Origin of the sequence: Microbispora bryophytorum, from assembly GCF_043197435.1 — a bacterium.
Lineage (GTDB): Bacteria > Actinomycetota > Actinomycetes > Streptosporangiales > Streptosporangiaceae > Microbispora > Microbispora bryophytorum.
The window spans coordinates 176,082-194,923 of the sequence record NZ_JBICTF010000008.1 but is presented as its reverse complement, the minus strand read 5'-3'; the positions used below and the strand labels follow the sequence as shown (position 1 = coordinate 194,923).

The 18,842-nt window shown below is 71.4% G+C and carries 19 protein-coding genes; 8 read left to right on the top strand and 11 right to left on the bottom strand.

From position 1 onward, the window contains the following. The first annotated feature begins 7 nt into the window (after positions 1–7). Entirely contained in the window at positions 8–391 is a 384-nt protein-coding gene (locus ACGFIB_RS26810; RefSeq protein WP_393375866.1) for a hypothetical protein, read from the top strand. Positions 392–431: 40 nt separating this feature from the next. After that, a complete protein-coding gene (locus tag ACGFIB_RS26805; RefSeq protein WP_393375863.1) occupies positions 432–701 on the top strand; it encodes a hypothetical protein in 270 nt (89 codons plus the stop codon). A gap of 58 nt (positions 702–759) precedes the next feature. On the opposite strand, the gene ACGFIB_RS26800 is transcribed toward ACGFIB_RS26805, so the two are convergent. From ACGFIB_RS26800 to mshB, 4 genes are all read right to left on the bottom strand, one after another. Then, on the bottom strand, positions 760–1,608 hold the full coding sequence (locus tag ACGFIB_RS26800; RefSeq protein ID WP_357240466.1) for an MBL fold metallo-hydrolase: 849 nt from the start codon (positions 1,606–1,608) through the stop codon (positions 760–762). Positions 1,609–1,871: 263 nt separating this feature from the next. Beyond that, positions 1,872–2,309: a hypothetical protein gene (locus ACGFIB_RS26795; RefSeq protein ID WP_142571312.1), complete on the bottom strand. Its 438-nt coding sequence runs from the start codon at positions 2,307–2,309 to the stop codon at positions 1,872–1,874. Positions 2,310–2,374: 65 nt separating this feature from the next. Next, positions 2,375–2,806, bottom strand: a complete 432-nt coding sequence (locus tag ACGFIB_RS26790; RefSeq protein WP_357240469.1) for a DUF6113 family protein — start codon at positions 2,804–2,806, stop codon at positions 2,375–2,377. A gap of 10 nt (positions 2,807–2,816) precedes the next feature. Next, positions 2,817–3,722, bottom strand: coding sequence for an N-acetyl-1-D-myo-inositol-2-amino-2-deoxy-alpha-D-glucopyranoside deacetylase (gene mshB / locus ACGFIB_RS26785; RefSeq protein ID WP_393375858.1), 906 nt, complete (start codon positions 3,720–3,722; stop codon positions 2,817–2,819). A 42-nt stretch (positions 3,723–3,764) separates the two neighbouring features. On the opposite strand from mshB, the gene ACGFIB_RS26780 reads away from it, so the two are divergent. Next, entirely contained in the window at positions 3,765–5,837 is a 2,073-nt protein-coding gene (locus tag ACGFIB_RS26780; protein WP_393375855.1) for a DPP IV N-terminal domain-containing protein, read from the top strand. Position 5,838: 1 nt separating this feature from the next. Here the strand turns inward: ACGFIB_RS26780 and ACGFIB_RS26775 are convergent, their stop codons facing one another. Beyond that, positions 5,839–7,599, bottom strand: coding sequence for an ABC transporter ATP-binding protein (locus ACGFIB_RS26775; RefSeq protein WP_393375852.1), 1,761 nt, complete (start codon positions 7,597–7,599; stop codon positions 5,839–5,841). 2 nt (positions 7,600–7,601) lie between these two features. Beyond that, positions 7,602–9,308: an ABC transporter ATP-binding protein gene (locus ACGFIB_RS26770; RefSeq protein ID WP_357263148.1), complete on the bottom strand. Its 1,707-nt coding sequence runs from the start codon at positions 9,306–9,308 to the stop codon at positions 7,602–7,604. 100 nt (positions 9,309–9,408) lie between these two features. Here ACGFIB_RS26770 and ACGFIB_RS26765 point away from each other — a divergent pair, with 100 nt between their 5' ends. Together ACGFIB_RS26765 and ACGFIB_RS26760 are read left to right on the top strand one after the other, a co-directional pair. Then, the gene (locus ACGFIB_RS26765; RefSeq protein ID WP_142571306.1) at positions 9,409–9,642 is read left to right on the top strand and encodes an RNA polymerase subunit sigma-70; all 234 of its coding nucleotides are present in this window, start codon (positions 9,409–9,411) and stop codon (positions 9,640–9,642) included. After that, the gene (locus ACGFIB_RS26760; RefSeq protein ID WP_357163652.1) at positions 9,643–10,200 is read left to right on the top strand and encodes a Clp protease N-terminal domain-containing protein; all 558 of its coding nucleotides are present in this window, start codon (positions 9,643–9,645) and stop codon (positions 10,198–10,200) included. Between the two features lie 6 nt (positions 10,201–10,206). Here the strand turns inward: ACGFIB_RS26760 and ACGFIB_RS26755 are convergent, their stop codons facing one another. The 5 genes from ACGFIB_RS26755 to ACGFIB_RS26735 all read right to left on the bottom strand — a co-directional run bounded on the left by ACGFIB_RS26755 (position 10,207) and on the right by ACGFIB_RS26735 (position 14,795). After that, positions 10,207–10,557 carry an STAS domain-containing protein gene (locus ACGFIB_RS26755; RefSeq protein WP_142571304.1) on the bottom strand — a complete coding sequence of 117 codons (351 nt, stop codon included), beginning with the start codon at positions 10,555–10,557 and terminating at the stop codon, positions 10,207–10,209. Positions 10,558–10,675: 118 nt separating this feature from the next. Continuing rightward, positions 10,676–11,146: an STAS domain-containing protein gene (locus ACGFIB_RS26750; RefSeq protein ID WP_357240484.1), complete on the bottom strand. Its 471-nt coding sequence runs from the start codon at positions 11,144–11,146 to the stop codon at positions 10,676–10,678. Between the two features lie 174 nt (positions 11,147–11,320). Further along, positions 11,321–12,061 carry a succinate dehydrogenase/fumarate reductase iron-sulfur subunit gene (locus tag ACGFIB_RS26745; protein ID WP_142571302.1) on the bottom strand — a complete coding sequence of 247 codons (741 nt, stop codon included), beginning with the start codon at positions 12,059–12,061 and terminating at the stop codon, positions 11,321–11,323. After that, entirely contained in the window at positions 12,058–13,980 is a 1,923-nt protein-coding gene (locus tag ACGFIB_RS26740) for a fumarate reductase/succinate dehydrogenase flavoprotein subunit (protein WP_357241201.1), read from the bottom strand. Before ACGFIB_RS26740 ends, ACGFIB_RS26745 begins: the two co-directional genes overlap by 4 nt. 50 nt (positions 13,981–14,030) lie before the next feature. Beyond that, entirely contained in the window at positions 14,031–14,795 is a 765-nt protein-coding gene (locus tag ACGFIB_RS26735; protein ID WP_393375847.1) for a succinate dehydrogenase cytochrome b subunit, read from the bottom strand. Positions 14,796–15,029: 234 nt separating this feature from the next. Here ACGFIB_RS26735 and ACGFIB_RS26730 point away from each other — a divergent pair, with 234 nt between their 5' ends. The 3 genes from ACGFIB_RS26730 (at position 15,030) to ACGFIB_RS26720 (ending at position 18,834) form a co-directional block, all read left to right on the top strand. Continuing rightward, entirely contained in the window at positions 15,030–15,956 is a 927-nt protein-coding gene (locus tag ACGFIB_RS26730) for a LysR family transcriptional regulator (protein WP_142571301.1), read from the top strand. Between the two features lie 104 nt (positions 15,957–16,060). After that, entirely contained in the window at positions 16,061–17,236 is a 1,176-nt protein-coding gene (locus tag ACGFIB_RS26725; RefSeq protein WP_393375844.1) for a PP2C family protein-serine/threonine phosphatase, read from the top strand. Then, positions 17,233–18,834 (top strand): sensor histidine kinase, encoded by a 1,602-nt coding sequence (locus ACGFIB_RS26720; RefSeq protein WP_393375841.1) that lies wholly within the window; start codon positions 17,233–17,235, stop codon positions 18,832–18,834. The genes ACGFIB_RS26725 and ACGFIB_RS26720 overlap by 4 nt, the downstream gene beginning before the upstream one ends. Positions 18,835–18,842 lie beyond the last annotated feature (8 nt).

Below are 18,842 nucleotides of genomic sequence, written 5' to 3'. Positions count from 1 at the left end.
TGCAGATGTGCCTTATGTTTCGCGTTTCCGCCCGCTTCCGCTCGCCGTGCTCGCCGCTGTCGCGCTCAGTGGGTGCCAGGCGAGCCGAACCGCCGCCGCAGTGGGCACCACTGCCACCGCGTCGCCCGTGCCGGACGGCGGGCAGGCGGCTCAGAAGGCGGTACGGACGGTCGAGAACGCGGTGTTCCCCCTGGACACGTTCGAGCCGACACCCGAACAGCGAGCCCGGCTCGTCAACGCCGTACGCCATTCGATGGCCCTGTGCACGAATAGGTTCGGAATGAAGGGATACGACGACACTCCGTTGCCACCGCAGCGCGACACGACGCCGAGAGCCCGCCGTTACCTGTTCGTCGATCCTGCCCTGGCCGCCCGATACGGGTATTGCTGATCCCCGGGTGAAGGCGGTGAACACGGCGTGGAGCGCCTGCATGAAGAGGGCCGGCTACACCTACCCAACGCCCGTCAAGGCGTGGGAGGACCCGCGCTGGCGGAAACCGGGTGACACGCGGGAGGAGGCCACCGCGGCGGCGGACATGCGCTGCAAGCTGCAGGTGGACTATCTGAGCGTGCGGCTGACGAGTGAGATCGATGCCCAGCGGACGATCGCGGACAGACACGGCCCCGAACTCCGGGCGTTCCGGCGGCAACTGCGGACGCGGCTGGTCAACGCCGCGGCGATGCTCGGAGAGCGGCCCTAGCCACAGCCGGAGCCACAGCCGGAGCCGCTCTCCCGCAAGCGCCATCCCGGCCGGCCCGTCAGGGGAGGGTACGGCTCTCGCCGACGGCGAGGTCCCACAGGTCGGCGGGGTCGAGGCCGCGTGCCTCCCACACGGCGCGGGCCTCGCGTACGGGCTCCAGCAGCGGCTCGCCCGACAGCACGAACGTGCCCCAGTGCATGGTGGCCATCCGCCGCGCGCCCACGTCGAGGCAGCCCTGCACGGCCTGGGCGGGGTCGACGTGGGAGACCTTCATGAACCAGCGCGGCTCGTAGGCACCGACCGGCATGAGGGCGAGGTCGATGCCCGGGTAACGCTCGCCGATCTGGGCGAACCGCTCTCCGTAGGCCGTGTCACCGGCGAAGTAGACCCGGCGCTCGGGTGAGGTGAGCACCCATCCGCCCCACAGGGTGCGGCAGGTGTCCCAGAGCGTACGGCGGCTCCAGTGGTGCGCCGGGACGAAGTCGAACGTCACGTCGCCGAGGCGGGCCGACTCCCACCAGTCCAGTTCGGTCACGTCGCGGAAGCCGCGCCGCCGGAACCACCCGCCGAGCTTGGCGGGTACGAAGACGGCCGTGTCCCTCGGCAGGCGGCGGATCGTCGGCGCGTCCAGGTGGTCGTAGTGGTTGTGACTGATCACGATCGCGTCGACCTTAGGCAGGTCGGACCAGGCGACGCCGGGAGGGGTCAGCCGCTGGCGCACACCGGGGATCTTGCGGGACCACACCGGATCGGTCAGCACGGTCAGCCCGCCGATCTGGAGAACGAACGTCGCGTGGCCGACCCAGGTCACCACGGTCTCGGTCGCGGCGGCGCGGGGCAGGCCGACACGGTGGACGGGAATCTGGTCGCTGTCACCGATGTCGGGCCGCAGCTGCCCGTGCCACATGACACTGGTGACCTCGCGGAAGTCCGGGAGAGGGGCGGTCAGCCTGTCGGCGAAGCTGGACGGCCATCGGCGGGGTGTGGCAGGCGGAACAATCGGCGCACTCGGCGCTTTCGGAACGGGAGAAACGGGAATTTCTGTGGCTTCAGGGCTTTCCGGGTGAATCGTCTGCGACATGGGGAACTCCCTTCCGCTCTCCATGATCCCCGCGGAGCCGAAATTATTCCTCCTGCGACCGGTGGATTCCCTTCATGTTTCCTCCGCCTTCAGGTGGAATGCGACCTCCTTCGCCTTCTCCTCCACCAGGGATGCACGAGGGGATAACCACCGTCGCCCAAACCGGCCATCCGTTCGAAAAGGTTCCACGAGGCCGGATGACCGCAGACGGCGTACGAGACGGCCGAGGCGAGCACGTACAGCACGAGCATGGGCAGGCCGACGCAGAACGCGTACTGGGTGGCGTGGCGCGACTCGTGGTCGAGCAGGCAGCCGGTGAGATAGCCCTCCCTGTGCTTGGTCAGGATCACGTTGCCCACCGTGAACGCCCCGGCGACGGGGAACGGGATGCGGTAGCCGTGCGCGTAGACGAGGCCGCGCTCCCCCCTGTGGGTGCGGGCTCCGCCGATCCGCGCGATCAGCAGCCCGAGGGGCGTGGAGAGGTTGACGTAGTTGATGACCTGCCGGACCCGGTGCGACCGCCGCATGTCCCCAGGATCGGCGAGGGTCCGCGCCTATACAAGCAGGCAAGCACGGGCGAGCACAGGCAGGCTCAGGCCCGGGTGTACGAGGTGAGCAGCCACGAGTTCGCGGACCGGGTGACCACCACGGCGGCCGCGACGGCGACGGCGCCGCCGTACAGGTACCAGTAGCCGGCCGAGTTGCCCGCGATGGCGAGGTCGCCGGCCTGCTGCGGCGTGGCCAGTAGGTACGAGACGAGGAGCCAGCCGGCGGCGGGGACGAGCGCGCCCAGCCTTCCGCCCATCAGTCTGCCCATCGCGTACGGCACGGCGAACAGGGCGGCCAGCCAGGCGATCGCGGCGACCGGCACCTGCCCGGCGTACCACGCGTGCTGGAAGCCCCCGACGACGCCGAGCACCACGCCCAGCAGGAAGAGCATGCCGTACGCCGCACCGGTCACGGCCCCGGCCAGCGGGCCGGGAACGTCCTCGTTCTCGACGGCGACCTGCGTCTCCTGGGTCATACCGCCCAACTTAGCCGATGTCGGCGAACAGGTCGGTCTCCCGGTTGTACGGCTCGCCGAGGCCGCCGACCTCGGGCGGAGCGCCGATGCCGGGCCGCCCGGGAACCCCCGCACGCAGGATGAAGTGCTCGACCCCGAGTGCCTGCTGGCCGACGTTGTTGGACAGCGCGAACCACGGGGCGTCCACGGCGATCTGCGTCGCGTGCGCCCGCATCGCGTCGAGCTTGGCCTCCACGTAGGGCCGCGCGTCGATCTCCGTCGTCACGTCCTCGTCGGCGCATCCCGGCATGTCGTCGATCGACTCGGGCACCAAGAAGTCGACGCCGGCCTCGCGCATGGTCTCGATGGTCCACCGCAGCACCGATCTGGGCATGGCGGTGAGGTAGAACTTGGCGATCCGCCACGGCTCCCCGCCGGGGAACGCGGGGTCGGCGGCCAGCTCGAAGGCCCGCCAGGCGACGCGGTGCGCCTGGATGTGGTCGGGATGGCCGTAGAAGCCGTTCTCGTCGTAGGTGACGAGGACCTGGGGCCTGACCTCGCGGATCACCGCGACCAGCTCGCCCGCGGCCTCGTCGAGGTCGGCCTGCCAGAAGCAGCCGGGGCGGTCGTTGGTCGCCGCGCCCATCATGCCCGAGTCGCGCCAGCGGCCGGCCCCGCCCAGGAACCGGTGATCGGTGACGCCGAGCGCCTTGCACGCCGAGGCCAGTTCGCCGATGCGGTACTGACCGAGGCTGTCGTCCCTGTCGGCGGCGTGGTGGGCGAGCTCCGCCGGGATGACCTCGCCCTCCTCCCCCAGGGTGCAGGTCACGAGCGTCACGTGCGCGCCCTCGGCGGCGTACTTGGCCATGGTCGCCCCGGTGCCGATCGTCTCGTCGTCGGGGTGGGCGTGCACGAGCAGCAGGCGACGGTCAGTCATGCATCCGAGGGTAGTGCCCTCGTGCTGGCAGTATGAGGAGCTATGACGGAGAGCTTCCCGCGGTTGCATGCCAGGACCCGGCGGTTCACCCTCGGGGTGCCGCGCAACTTCACGATCTCCCCTGACGGCGGTCGGGTGACCTTCCTCAGGACGCGGTCGGGCACCGATCCGGTGACCTGCCTGTGGGAGCTGGACGTCGCGTCCGGAGCCGAGCGGCTCGTCGTCGATCCCCTCGCGCTGGGGGCCGCCGACGAGGACCTGCCGCCGGAGGAGCGCACCCGCCGCGAGCGGTCGCGGGAGTCGGCGGGCGGCGTGGTGGCGTACGCCACGGACCGTGCGGTCCGGCAGGCCGTCTTCGCGCTGTCGGGCGAGCTCTACCTGGCCGGTCTCGCCTCGGGCGAGGTGCGGCGGCTCCCGGCGGCCGGGCCGGTCATCGACCCCCGGCTCGACCCCACCGGCGCGCGGGTCGCGTACGTCACGGGCGGCGCCCTGCACGTGCTGGACATCTCCACCGGCACGGACACCGGCGCGGACACCCTACTCGCCGAGCCGGAGAACGACCTGGTCACCTACGGCCTCGCGGAGTTCATCGCGGCCGAGGAGATGGAGCGGATGCGCGGCTACTGGTGGTCGCCCTCCGGCGACCGCCTGCTCGTCGCGCGGGTGGACGAGTCTCCGGTGCCGCTGTGGCACATCGCCGACCCGGCCAACCCCGATCGTCAGCCCGTCCCGCAGCGCTATCCCGCCGCCGGCACGGCCAACGCCGAGGTCACACTGCACGTCATCGGCCTGGACGGCGCGCGTACGGCGGTGCCGTTCGACCAGGAGTACCTGGTGACGGCGGCCTGGGACGCGCACGGCCTCGCCATCGTCACGCTCTCGCGGGACCAGCGGACCATGCGCCTGCTGTCGGCCGACCCGGACACGGGCGAGACGACGCTCCTGCGCGAGGACACCGACCCGGCCTGGGTGGACATCGTCGCCGGCGTCCCGGCCCGCCTGTCCGACGGGACGCTCGTGTGGGTGGCCGACGCCGACGGCGGCCACCGCCTCGTGGTCGGCGACGAGCCGGTCACGCCGCCGTCCCTGCAGGTGCGCGCGGTGCTCGACGTCGACGGCGACACCGTGCTCTTCCAGGCGAGCGGCGAGCCCACCGAGATCCATCTGTGGACCTACTCCGCGGGCATCGTCAGCGCCGTCACGACAGAGCCGGGCGTCCACTCCGGCCGCCGGGCCGGCGGCGTGACGCTCGTCGCCCGGCAGAGCCTCGACACCGAGGGCATGACGGTGACCGTCGGCTCGGCGTCGATCAATAACCTGGCCGAGCGCCCGGGTCTGGAGCCGCGGGTGTCGCTCGTCCGGGCGGGTTCGCGCGACCTGTCCACGGCGATCCTGCTGCCCTCATGGCACGTGCCCGGCTCGGGTCCGCTGCCCGTCCTGATGGACCCGTACGGCGGGCCGCACGCCCAGCGCGTGCTGTCGGCCCGGCGGATGTTCCTGGAGTCCCAGTGGTGGGCCGAGCAGGGCTTCGCCGTGATCGTGGCCGACGGGCGGGGCACGCCGGGGCGCGGCCCGGCCTTCGAGCGCGAGATGCTGCACGACTTCACGATCTCGCTGCAGGACCAGGTGGACGCCCTCCAGGGCGCGGCGGCCCTGCACCCGGACGACCTCGACCTGTCCCGGGTGGCGATCCGGGGCTGGTCGTTCGGCGGCTACCTCGCCGCGCTCGCCGTGCTGCGCCGCCCGGACGTGTTCCATGCCGCGGTCGCCGGGGCGCCGGTCACCGACTGGCGCCTGTACGACACCTGCTACACCGAGCGCTACCTCGGCCACCCGGACGAGGGGCACTACGAGCGCTCCTCCCTCCTCGGTGACGCCGAGAAGGGAGACACCGAGAAGCTGGAGCGCCCGCTGCTGCTGATCCACGGCCTGGCCGACGACAACGTGGTCGCCGCGCACACGCTGCGGCTGTCGTCGGCCCTGCTCGCGGCCGGCCGCGCGCACACCGTGCTCCCCCTGTCGGGCGTCACCCACATGACGCCGCAGGAGGTCGTCGCCGAGAACCTGCTGCTCCTGCAGCTCGACTTCCTCAAGAAGTCGCTCGGCCTGAGCTGAGTCAGCGGGCGGTGCCGTGCCAGCTGTCCCACAGCGCGGCATAGGCACCGCCCGCGGCCACCAGGTCGTCGTGGGAGCCCAGCTCGCTGATCCGGCCGTCCTCGACCACGGCCACCCGGTCGGCGTCGTGCGCGGTGTACAGCCGGTGCGCGATGGCGATGACCGTACGGCCCTCCAGAACGGCCGCGAGCGACCGCTCAAGGTGGCGGGCGGCCCGCGGATCGATCAGCGACGTGGCCTCGTCGAGGACGAGCGTGTGCGGGTCGGCCAGCACCAGCCGGGCGAGCGCGAGCTGCTGCGCCTGGGCCGGGGAGATCGCCGTGCCGCCCGAGCCCACCGCCGTGTCCAGGTCCTCGCCGGATCCATTGCCCAGGGCCGCCACCCACTCCCAGGCGTCCACGGCCTCCAGCGCGCGGCGCACCTCGGCGTCCGAGGCATCGGGCCTGGCGATCAGGAGGTTGTCGCGCAGCGTCCCCCGGAACACGTGGTGCTCCTGGGTGACCAGGGCGACGTGCCCGCGCAGCTCGTCGAGCGGCAGCTCGACCAGCGGCACCCCGCCGACCGTGACCGACCCGCTCCCCGGCCCGTGCACCCCGGCGATGAGACGGCCCAGCGTCGACTTGCCCGCCCCCGAGGGCCCGACCATGGCCAGGCGCTCCCCCGGTCGTACGTCGAGGTCGATGCCGTGCAGCACGTCGCGGCCCTCGCGGTAGGCGTACCGCACGCCGCTGACCTTCAGCTCCTCCCCCACCGGCCGGGTGTCGCCGGTGACCCGGTCGTCGGGCACGTCGGCCACGCCCAGCAGCCGGGCCATCGAGGCCCCGCCGACCTGGAGCTCGTCCACCCACGACAGCAGCCGGTCGAGCGGGTCGATCAGCTGCTGCACGTAGAGCGTTGCGGTCGTCACCTGGGCCACCGTCACCCAGCCGTCGATGGACAGCAGCCCGCCGATGAGCAGGGTCGCCACGACCGGGATCACGTAGCCGAACTCCACGGCCGGAAACCACACCATGCGCAGGCCCAGGGTGTACCGCTCGGCGGCGAACGACCGCGCGATGTCCCGGTCCGTACGGTCCCGGCGGCGGCTCTCCAGCCCCAGCGCCTCGATCGTGCGCGCGCCCTCGACGGTCTCGGCCAGGCCCTCGGTCATGTCGGCGTACGCCGCGTTCTCCCGCAGGTAGCCGTCCCTGGCGCGGTTGAGGTACCACCGGGTGGCGCCCCACAGCAGCGGCACGGCGACCAGCGACGGCACCGCCATCACCGGCCTGACGAGGATCACCGCGCCGACGACGAAGACGCCGGTCACGATCGCGATCAGCGTCTCGGGCACGGCGTGCCGCACGCTCCGGGACAGCGCGTCCACGTCCCTGGACGTGCGGGTGATGAGGTCGCCGGAGCCGGCCCGCTCGACCGTCGAGAGCGGCAGCGCCAGCACCCGGCCGACGAAGTCCTCCCTCAGCTCGGCCAGCACCTTCTCGCCCAGCCGCGACGACGCGTACACGGCGAACCTGACCAGCACGGCCTGCGCGGCCACGAAGGCCCCGATGGCCAGGGCGACGGCGTCCACGCGCAGGTCGGTCCGGCCCTTGGCCAGGCCCTCCACCAGGTCGCCGAGCATGCGGGGCGCGACGAGCCCGGCGGCCGCCGCCAGCGCGTGCAGGGCCAGCGCGAGGCCCAGCTGGCGGGGGTACTTCAGCGTCAGCCGCCGGGCGTAGGCGCGCACCTGCGCCCTGTCGGCGACCGGCAGGATCTCCCGGGCCATGCTCAGTCCTCCCCTCGCGTCAGCTCGCGTGTGACGGTGGCCCGGTAGGCGGGCTCGGTCTCCAGCAGCGCCCGGTGGGTGCCCTCGGCCCGCACCACGCCGCCCTCGACGTACAGCACGTGGTCGGCCCGGTCGAGCACGAGCGGGCTGGTCGTGCAGACCAGGGTCGCGCGGCCGGCCCGCGCCTTGCCCAGCCGTTCGGCGACGCGTGCCTCCGTGTGCGCGTCGACGGCGCTGGTGGGCTCGACCAGGATCAGGATCTCCGGGTCGGCGATCAGCGCCCGGGCCAGCCGCAGCCGCTGCTGCTGGCCGCCGGAGAACTCCCGGCCCGACTCGGCCACGTACGCGTCCAGGCCCTCGGGCAGCGCCGCCACGATGTCCTCGGCGCACGCGGCGTACAGCGCCTGGCGAACGTCCTCGTCTCCGGCCGTGCCCCGCACGTCGAGCTCGTCGCGCAGCCGTCCGCTGAACAGCCGCGCGCCGTTGTCGGCCACCAGGATGTGCCGCCTGGCTTCGGCGAGCGGCAGGTCCGCCAGCGGCGCGCCGCCGACGGTGACGTCGCCGGGGGCGAACCTGCCCAGCCGGTCGGCGATGGCGAGTGCGTCCTGCGGCGCGGCCGCCGCGAGCGCCGTGAGCCGGCCGGGCCGCACCTCGGCCCTCGACCCGCCGTCGCGCAGCGTGCCCTCGCCCGTGAAGAAACGGCCGCCGCCGCCCGCGATCTCGGGCTCCAGCGACAGGATGCGGCAGACGCGGCGCGCCGCCACGTGCCCTTTGGTCAGCTTGTCCGCGGCCTCGGTCAGCGTACGCAAAGGCGCGATCAGGAAGACCGCGTAGCCGTAGAACGCGACAAGCTGACCGGGCGTGATGCGGCCGTCGAGCGCGAAGTGCGCGCCGAGCCAGGTCACGCACGCGATCAGCACGCCGGGCAGCAGGATCTGCGCGCCCTCCAGCAGGGACTCCACCGAGGCCACCCGCACACCCGCCTGCCGTACGCGCTGCGATTCCTCGCGGTAGCGCGCGGCGAAGACCTGTTCGCCGCCGACGCCGCGCAGCACCCGCAGGCCGGCCACGATGTCGGCGGCCCGGGTGGCCAGGTCGCCCTGCAGGTCGCGTTGCTCGTGCTGGCGCCGGTGCAGCGGCTTGAGCAAAGGACCCACCGCGGCCGCCATCAGCGGCACTCCGACCAGCACGACCAGGCCCAGCGGAACCGAGGTGGCGAGGAGGATCACGGTCACCGCGACGATGGCGACGGCCGCGCCGGTCCCGCGCAGGAGGATGTCCATGGCGTTGCCGATGTGCGCGATGTCGGAGTTGCCCACGCTGACGACCTCGCCCGTCGACAGGCGTGCCGGCAGCGTCGCCCCGAGCCTGGCCGCCTGCCGTACGGTCACCTGCACGGTGCGGTAGGCCGCCGACAGCCAGGCGAAGACGGCGAAGCGGTGGCGCATGACACCGGCGACCGCCTGGACCACGCCGAGACCGAGCACCACCGCCGACCATCTGAGCAGCGTGCCCGCGTCCCGCGCGGCCATCGCGTCGATCGCCTTGCCCAGGGCCGCCGGCACGAGCGCCTGCCCCAGCCACCACAGCACCGCCAGGCCGGCTCCGATCAGCATCGGGGCGGCCTGGCTGCGCGCCACCCACCACAGGTAGCGCAGCGGCCCGCGGGCGTCGGGAGTGCCGGGATCGGCCACAGGAAGAGAGCGCATGGTCGTTCCAGCGTCGCAAAAACGCAGGTCGAGGGGCAAACCGTTTTCCTCGGTGTCAACCATGGTTGACACAAGAGCGATGTCAACCTATGTTGACGACATGAGCGATACGGCACAACTGGCGAGCGACGCCGGCAGCCGCGATCCGGCCGTCGGCCTGCGGGCCGTACGGGCGCTGCGGCTCCTGGTGGAACGGCTCGAAGCACTGCAGGTCGACAACGCCCGCACCGCGGGGTGGTCGTGGCAGGACATCGCGCTCCTGCTCGGGGTGTCCCGGCAGGCGGTGCACAAGAAGTACGCGGGCGGACGAGGACTGCTGAGACGGGAGAAGTAGATGCTTGAGAGGTTCACCGAAGACGCCCGGCAGGTCGTCGTACACGCCGAGGAGCAGGCCAGGGAACTCCGGCACGGGCAGGTGGGCACCGAGCACCTGCTGCTCGGCCTGCTGAGCCGCCCGGAGACGCTGTCCGCCCGGCTCCTCGCGGCGCGGGGCGTCGATCACGCGCGGGTGCGGGCGGAGGTCGTCCGGATCGTCGGCAACGCGACGGGCGGGGACATCGACGCCGAGGCTCTGGAGACGATCGGCATCGACCTGTCGGCCGTCCGGGAGAAGATCGAGGAGGTCTTCGGCGTCGGCGCTCTCGACCGGGACCCGCGCCGCGGCCGTCGGGGCGGCCTCCTCAGCGGGCGCCGGGCCCCGTTCAGCCCCCGGGCCAGGAAGACGCTCGAACTCGCGCTGCGCGAGGCCATCGCACTCAAGAGCAAGGACATCCGCGACGGGCACATCCTCCTCGGCGTCATCCGGGAGGGCGAGGGCCTCGGCGTCCGCATCCTGACCGACGCCGCGGTCGACCTGTCCGAGCTCCGGGCGGAGATCAGGAGCGGCCTGTGACCGGCGTCAGTCGTCCAGGGTTTCCAGGGCGTCCGCGAGGGTCTCGTAGATGGGGAACGCCGCGTGCAGCCCGGTCACCGTGAGGATCCTCCGGAATACGCCCCGAACGCCGGCGAGCTTCATGAACCCGCCCGCCTCCACGGCACGGTCGTGCGCCTCCAGCAGAAGCCGCAGGCCCATGGAGTCGCAGAAGGTCAGCTCGGAGGCGTCCACGACCAGCCGGGTGCCGCCCTCCTCCGACAACTTGCCGAACACGGTGCTCAGCCGCTCGCCGGAGATCACGTCCAGCTCACCGGTCAGAGTGACGAGAGTGTGCGTCGCCTCATGGCTCACCGTGACGCCAAGTCTCGTCGTCATCGCCTGTCCTCATCCCGAAAGATCTTCCTCTTTGGAGATCTACAGAGAAGTTACACCCCTACTTACCCCGCCAGGCGGAAGGAGGCAAGGAGGACGGGACGGCAGGGGCCGGCAGCGCTCAGCGGTCGCCGGCGGTCTCGTACAACCCGCCGGGATCAGAGCCCGAGCCGGGGTCGGAGCCTGAGCCGGGCTCGCCGCCGGACCGGGAGTGGCGCGGCCCGGCGTCCGCCGCGAGGCGGAGCGCCTCGGCGACCGACGGGTGCTGTTCGAACACGTTGCGCAGACCGGTGATCGTCAGCACCCGGCGCAGCACGCCCTGCACGCCGCTCAGGATCAACCGGACGTTCATGGCCTGGCCGCGCTGCAACGCGGAGATCAGTTCGCTCAGCCCGCGCGAGTCGCAGAACTCCAGCTCGGCGACGTCGATCACGAGGACGGACGTCCCCGGCGACTCCCAGACCCGGTCCAACTCGCCATGGAGCAGGTGAACGGTGCCGGCGTCGAGATCGCCTTCCACACGCACGACGACGGCCGCGCCGTGGACTGCGGACGCGACCTTCAAGGTCGAACGTGGACCTGACACGGGCATGCTCACTCCCTCGCCTGCGGGGACACGGCAGGCGCGTTACGCCAACGCAAATCACACGTTACCCGGGAGGAGGCGTGATTATGTTTCCGGCGGCGACGACACGGCCGGCGTGATGCGTGCGCCGGCCGTGCGTTCGCTCGAATACTACTTGTCGGGCAGCTACTTGTCGGGTGACTACTTCGAGGCGGCCTTGAGGTAGTCGGCGTTCATCTGAGCGATCGTGTCGAGCGGGATGCCCTTGGGGCACACCGCCGTGCACTCGCCGGTGTTGGTGCAGCCGCCGAAGCCCTCGGCGTCCATCTGCTCGACCATCGCCCTGGCCCGCGACTCGCGCTCCGGCTGGCCCTGCGGCAGCAGGCTCAGGTGCGTGATCTTCGCCGCGGTGAACAGCGAGGCCGAGCCGTTCGGGCAGGCCGCGACACACGCGCCGCAGCCGATGCAGGTCGCGGCGTCGAAGGCGGCGTCGGCGGCGGCCTTCGGCACCGGGACGGAGTGCGCCTCCGGGGCGGACCCGGCGGGAACGGAGATGAAGCCGCCCGCCTGGATGATCCGGTCGAACGCCGACCTGTCCACGACGAGGTCCTTGACCACCGGGAACGCCGCGGCCCGCCACGGCTCGATGGTGACGACGTCGCCGTCCTTGAAGTGCCGCATGTGCAGCTGGCAGGTCGTGGTGAGCTTCTGCTCGCCGTGCGCGACGCCGTTGATGACCATGCCGCACATGCCGCAGATGCCCTCGCGGCAGTCGTGGTCGAAGGCGACCGGGTCGTCGCCCTCCAGGATCAGCCGCTCGTTGAGGACGTCGAGCATTTCCAGGAACGACATGTCCGGAGAGACGTCTTCGACCCGGTAGGTCACCATCCGTCCCTTGTCCGACGAGCCGTTCTGCCGCCAGATCTTGAGGGTCAGGTTCACTTGTAGCTCCGCTGGGTCATCTTGACGTACTCGTAGTTCAGCTCTTCCTTGTGCAGGACCGGGCCCTCCGGGGTCCACTCCCACGCGGCGACGTAGGCGAAGTTCTCGTCGTCGCGCAGCGCCTCGCCGTCCGCGTCCTGCGACTCGGCCCGGAAGTGACCGCCGCACGACTCCGTACGGTGCAGCGCGTCGATGCACATCAGCTCGGCGAGCTCGAAGAAGTCGGCCACCCGGCCGGCGCGTTCGAGCGCCTGGTTGAGCCCCTCGGGGTCGCCCGGCACCTTGACGTTGTTCCAGAACTCCTCGCGCAGCTCGGGAATGCGCTCCAGCGCCTTACGCAGCGATTCCTCGGTGCGCTCCATGCCGCAGTAGTCCCACATGATCCGGCCGAGCTCCCGATGGTAGGAGTCGGCGGTGCGGTCGCCGTTTACGGACAGGAGCTTGTCGATCTTGTCCTGCACGGCCTTCCTGGCCTCCGCGACGTCGCCCTCCTCGACCGGTCCGAACGTGCCGGCTCCGGCGAGGTAGTCGCCGATCGTCGTGGGCAGCACGAAGTAGCCGTCCGCGAGGCCCTGCATGAGGGCGGAGGCGCCCAGGCGGTTCGCGCCGTGGTCGGAGAAGTTGGCCTCGCCGACCACGAACAGCCCGGGGATGGTCGACTGCAGGTCGTAGTCCACCCACAGCCCGCCCATCGTGTAGTGGACGGCCGGGTAGATGCGCATCGGCACCTCGTACGGGTTCTCGCCGGTGATGCGCTCGTACATCTCGAAGAGGTTGCCGTACTTCTTCTCGACGGCCTCCCGGCCCATCCGCCTGATGGCGTCGGCGAAGTCGAGGTAGACGCCGAGCCCGCCGGGACCGACGCCGCGGCCCTCGTCGCAGACGTTCTTGGCGGCGCGGCTGGCGATGTCACGCGGCACGAGGTTGCCGAACGCCGGGTAGATGCGCTCCAGGTAGTAGTCGCGCTCGTCCTCGGGGATGTCGCCGGGAGCCCGGTCGTCGCCCTTGCGCTTCGGCACCCACACCCGGCCGTCGTTGCGCAGCGACTCCGACATCAGCGTCAGCTTCGACTGGTGGTCGCCGCTCTGCGGGATGCAGGTCGGGTGGATCTGCGTGTAGCAGGGGTTGCCGAAGTGGGCGCCCTTCTTGTGCGCCCGCCAGATCGCCGTGGTGTTGCAGCCCTTGGCGTTGGTGGACAGGTAGAACACGTTGCCGTAGCCGCCGCTGGCGAGCACGACCGCGTCCGCGAGGTGGGTCTCGATCTCGCCGGTGACCATGTCGCGGACCACGACGCCCCGGGCCCGGCCGCCGCTGACGATGAGCTCCAGCATCTCGTGACGGGTGTGGACCTCCACGTTCCCCGCCGCGACCTGCCGCTCCAGCGCCTGGTAGGCGCCGAGCAGGAGCTGCTGGCCCGTCTGGCCGCGGGCGTAGAAGGTGCGCGACACCTGGGTGCCGCCGAACGACCGGGTGTCGAGCAGGCCGCCGTACTCACGGGCGAACGGCACGCCCTGCGCCACGGCCTGGTCGATGATGTTCACGCTGACCTGGGCGAGGCGGTAGACGTTCGACTCGCGGGCGCGGTAGTCGCCGCCCTTCACGGTGTCGTAGAACAGCCGGTAGACGCTGTCGCCGTCGCCGCGGTAGTTCTTGGCGGCGTTGATGCCGCCCTGCGCGGCGATGGAGTGGGCCCGCCGGGGCGAGTCCTGGTAGCAGAACGACTTGACCTTGTATCCCAGCTCGCCGAGCGTGGCCGCGGCGGAGCCGCCGGCCAGGCCGGTGCCGACGACGATGACGGTCAGCTTGCGCTTGTTGACCGGGTTGACCAGCTTGGCCGAGAAACGGCGCTTGTCCCAGCGCTCCTCGATGGGCCCCTCCGGTGCCTTGGTGTCCCGGATGGGCTCGCCCACCCGGTACATCCCCGGGAGGCTCACGTGCTCCTCCTGCTGCTGGGCGCGGCGGCGGAACTTCACTTGACCACTCCGATCAGAATGCAGACGGGCGCGGCGACGAACCCGAGCACCAGCACCGCGGAGACCGCGACGGCGGTCTTCTGCAGCAAGCCGCGGACGCGGGGGCGGCGGGTCAGGCCGAGCGACTGGAACGCGCTCCACAGGCCGTGGCGCAGGTGCAGGCCGATCATCACCATGGCGACGAGGTAGAACAGCGCCACCCACCAGCGGTCGGGCTGGAAGCCGGCGATCATCCGGTCGTACGGCGTGGCGTCGCCGCCCTTAGGGTTCACGGTGCCGAAGGTCATGTCCAGCAGGTGCCAGACAACGAACAGCACGATGATCACGCCGCCGTACCGCATGGTCTGCGCGGCATACCCGTTGGCCTGCGACTTCCGCTTGGCCGCGTACTTCACGGGCCGCGCCTTGGCCGCCCGGCGGGCGAGCGACACCGCCGCCCACATGTGCAGCACGACGCAGACCACGAGCACGATCTCGGTGATCGTCAACAGAGTCCGGTTCGGCAGCGCGGGCGAGCCCACGGTGCGCAACCAGTCGGCGTAGTGGTTGAAGGAGTCGGCACCCAAAAAGATCTTGAGGTTGCCCAGCATGTGGCCGATCAAAAAGAGCACGAGAACCGCGCCGGTGACGGCCATGACGGCCTTCCTGCCGGCCGAGGTGCCGAGCAGACCGCGCCGGGCGGGCGTACGCGGCGCGGGCCCCGCGGGCTTGGGAGGTGCGTTGTGCGTGGGAACCGGAGCGGTCGCCGACCCGCGATCCACGGATGCGGAGTCCACAGAATGGTCAACAGTGGCTGTCACGAATCCACACGCTAGGTTTGCCGCTTTCAGACGTCCAAGTCATGGCAGGCCTGGTTTCGATAGCCCGCGGCTATGCGCTCTGTCCCACGCGGTTTCCCAGAGTCGAAGGTCCCGTGGGGGTGCGACCAATCTCACACATTGTCCCCACGATGGGGCGCATCGAGCCGGCTTCGGCGATAGCCGTAGCCTATTGATGTGCAGCTCCAGCAACTGGCCTACTTCCTGGCCGTGGCCGAGACGCGGCACTTCACCCAGGCCGCGGAACGGATGCGCGTCGCCCAGCCGTCGCTGAGCAAGCAGATCAAGAGTCTCGAGACCGAGCTGGGGGCTCCCCTGTTCAGCCGGGCCCGGGGCAACGTCACGCTCACCGCGGCGGGTGAGGCGCTGCTCCCGCTCGCGCGCCGGATGCTCGCCGACGCGGACACCGCGCGGCGCGAGGTCGCCGAGCTCGCCGGGCTGCGGCGGGGGCGGGTGCGCCTCGGCGCGACCCCCTCGCTGTGCGCCGGGCTGCTGGCCGACGCGCTGGCCCGCTTCCACCGCGACTACCCGGGCGTGGAGCTGAAGGTCGAGGAGGGCGGGTCCCGCGACCTCGTCCGCGACCTCGCCCGGGGCCAGCTCGACCTGGCCCTGATCATCCTGCCGCTGCAGAGCAGCGACCCGTCCCTGGTGACCCGGGAGATCCTGAGCGAGAACCTCGTCGTGGCCTCCGCGTCGGCGCCGGGGCGCAGGTCGTACATGCGGATCGAGGACCTGCGCGGGCGGCCCATGGTCATGTTCCGCAGGGGCTACGACGTGCGCGAGGCGACGCTTGCGGCCTGCCGGCAGGCGGGGTTCGAGCCGCGCTTCTCGGTGGAGGGCGGGGAGATGGACGCGGTGCTGCGGTTCGTCGAGGCGGGGCTGGGCATCGCCGTGGTGCCCTCGATGGTGCTGGAGAACCGCCCGGCGCTGACGGGCACGCCGTTGCTGCCCGGGCTGCGCCGTACGGTGGCCCTCGCCCACCGCAAGGACGTGGAGCCGACCCGGGCGGCGCAGGCCTTCCGCGGGACGCTGTTGTCGTTCCTCGGCGAGGCCGCGCGTGAGGGAACCCTTCCCCAGGGAATAGAGGCGCTCGTTGACGAGTGAGCCCCGACCGAGCGGTCCCCAGACGATAGGTTCTGTCCACAGATGCTGCACAACGATGATGCCGATGACGATGCTGCTGACGCTGACGCTGACGAGAGGCGTTCGTGACCCCGGTCTCCCCTGATCTGCCCGATCCGCTCACCCTCCTGCTGGTCGAGGACGACGCCGGTGACGCGTTTCTCGTCGAGGAGTTGCTGGCGGGCGCCGAGAGGCCGCCGAAGATCACCTGGGCGCGGACGCTGGCCGAGGGACGCGCGCGGCTCACCGACGACGTGCAGTGCGTGCTCGTCGACCTCTCCCTTCCGGACGCGTCCGGGCTCGAGGCGCTGCAGCAGGTCCTCGCCATGGCCCCGGACACGGCGGTGCTCGTCCTCACGGGGCTCGGCGACGCGCACGTCGGCATCGAGGCGGTCGCCGCCGGAGCGCAGGATTTCCTGGTCAAACAGGACATCGACGCCCGGCTGCTGATCCGTGCCATCCGCTACGCCATCGAGCGCAAGCGCGCCGACCTCGCCATGCGCGAACTCCTGCAGGAACGCATCGTCAGCAAGGAGAACTCCCGGCTCGAACGCGGCCTGCTGCCCGTCCCCCTGCTCGATCCCCAGCTCCTCCATCACCAGACCCGCTACCTGCCCGGACGTACGGGTGGGCTGCTGGCCGGCGACTTCTGGGACACCGTGCAGACACCCGACGGGGCGGTGCACGTGCTGATCGGCGACGTGTGCGGGCACGGGCCCGACGAGGCCGCCCTCGGCACGGCGCTGCGCATCGCCTGGCGCACGCTCGTGCTGGCCGGGCAGACCGGCAACGACGTGCTGCGCACGCTCGACACGCTGCTACGGCACGAGCGCAAGTCGCCGGAGATCTTCACCACGATGTGCACCGCGACCATCGCCCCCGACCTGACCACCGCCCGCCTGCACGTGATCGGTCACCCGCCGCCGCTGCTGCTGCGCGACGGCGTGCTCGGCGTGGTCACCGAGACGCCGTCCGGCCCGCCGCTCGGGATCTTCCGAGACATCGTGTGGACGCCCATCGACGTCGCGCTGGGCGAGCGGTGGTCGCTGCTGCTCTACACCGACGGACTGATCGAGGCGACGGTCGGCGAGAACCGCGACCTGCTCGGCACCGAGGGGCTCGCGAACCTGATCCGCGCCCAGGCGGGAATCGACCTCGACCGCATCATCTCCAGTCTCGACGGCGCCATGCACGACGACGTCGCGGCCGTCCTCGTCTCCCGCGGCCATGGCAAGCAGGACGTACGGGAGAGCAGGGCATGAGCGCGCCTGAGCCCACGGGGAAGCCGCAGGCGGCGCCGGACCCGCTGCCCCCGCTGACGCCGTCCGCGCGGGGCGCGCGCCTGCCGGTCAGCCGGTGGTTCGTGCTCGCCGGAGCGGGCGTCCTGCTCATCTTCGTGATCGCGGTCAGCGCCATCCTGCTCGCGCTCATCACGACGCAGGAGGCCCGGCGGACCCTCGTGGACGCGGTCGACCCCGCCGCCCTGCAGACGCTGCGCGTCGCCCGGGCCGTGCAGACGCAGGAGGGCGCGATCCGCGGGTACGGGCTCACCGGCGAGCAGCAGTACCTCGACACCTACCGCCGGGGGGTCGACGAGGAGCGCTCGGCGACCGACGAGATCGCCAGGCTCGCCCCGCAGTTACCCCAGGGATACGGCGTACGCCGCCAGATCAGCGAGATCACCGACGCCACGGGCGCGTGGCGGCGCGACTACGCCGAGCCCGTGGTCGCGCGGACCGGCGAGAGCGGTCCTGGCCGGCTCACCGACCTGGCCAAGGACAACCTCCAGCGCTTCTCGGCGGTCAGGAGCGCGCTCGACACGCAGCAGGCACTGCTGGGACGGCTGCACGACACCGCCAGAGATCGGCTCTACTCCGGCTGGAACACCATTTATGCGGCGGTCGCCGCGCTGGTCTGCGCGATGGTGCTGGCGATCGTGTTCTGCGCGCTGATCGTGCGCCGGGCGGTCACCGGCCCTGTCGCGCGGCTGACCCGGCAGGTCCGGGCGGTGGCGGCGGGCGACTTCGACCACGAGCTCGGGGTCGAGCGGCCGGCCGAGCTGTGGGAGCTGTCGGGGCACATCGACGGAATGCGCCACCGGATCATGACCGAGTGGCAGTCGTCCGTCGAGGCCCGCCGGCAGATCGCCGAGCAGGCCGAGGAGCTCAAGCGGTCCAACCGCGAGCTGGAGCAGTTCGCCTACGTGGCCAGCCACGACCTGCAGGAGCCGCTGCGCAAGGTGGCGAGCTTCACCCAGATGCTGGAGCAGCGCTACGCCGACCGGCTCGACGACCGCGCCCGGCAGTACATCGCCTTCGCGGTCGACGGCGCCCACCGCATGCAGTTGCTCATCAACGACCTGCTCGACTTCTCGCGGGTGGGCCGGGTCGGCGACGAGCGGGAGGAGCTGGACACCGGCGACGCGCTGGCCCATGCCCTGCGCAACCTCGACACCCGGCTTTCGGAGACCGGCGCGACCGTCACCCACGACGACATGCCCAAGGTCGTCGGCAACCGCACGCTGCTGACCCAGCTCTTCCAGAACCTCGTCGGCAACGCGCTCAAGTTCCGCTCCGAGGAGCCGCCCCGCGTCCACGTCGGCGTACGGCGGGACGGCGACATGTGGGAGTTCAGCTGCTCGGACAACGGGATCGGCGTCGAGCCGAAGTACGCCGACCGCATCTTCCTGATCTTCCAGCGTCTGCACCCGAGGGACGTCTATCCCGGGACGGGCATCGGACTGGCCCTGTGCCGCAAGATCGTCGAATATCATGGCGGCCGGATCTGGCTCGACACGAACGAGGGCACCGGAGCCACGTTCCGCTGGACCCTGCCGGCCTTGGGAGACCCTGATGAGTGAGCGCCGAT